At 50.5% G+C, this 410-nt stretch carries 1 protein-coding gene; it reads right to left on the bottom strand.

The window, feature by feature from the left end; genetic code table 11:
- Positions 1-398 (bottom strand): sodium:calcium antiporter (locus B3O33_RS02135; protein ID WP_414673262.1); only part of this gene is annotated, 398 nt, incomplete at its 3' end.
- Between the last annotated feature and the right edge of the window lie 12 nt (positions 399-410).

Here is a 410-nt window from a genome sequence, read left to right as displayed (position 1 = left end):
CCATTTAACACAATAATGCCCAAAGCAATGACGTAAACAGAGAGGATTAAGGCACTTTCGAAACCAATTCGGCCAATGCCATAAGTCTCGCGTCGCACCATGCCCAGCAAAAGAATGGCCGTCATCAAAATACTGACCAACCCCCATGTCATCTGCACTGGCGACATGTCGTGATAGATAGAATTATGCGGATAACCTGCATCGGCCGCGGCGACCACAAGAATATTAAAACAGTTGGTGCCGAAGATATTGCTTACTGCCAGGGTCAACGCACCGTAGCGTATCGCGGCGATAGTGGTCACCAATTCGGGAGTGGAAGTCGCCAGGGCGGTAAACAAACCACCCACCAGGGTGTCAGAAAGTCCGGTGTGATCGGCAATGCCTTTGGCTGATTCCATTACCATCCAACC

It is taken from the genome of Methylophaga sp. UBA1464, assembly GCF_002325665.1.
Taxonomy (GTDB): domain Bacteria; phylum Pseudomonadota; class Gammaproteobacteria; order Nitrosococcales; family Methylophagaceae; genus Methylophaga.
Note: the sequence above shows the minus strand (reverse complement) of the source record. Positions and strands in the feature narration are given on the sequence as shown.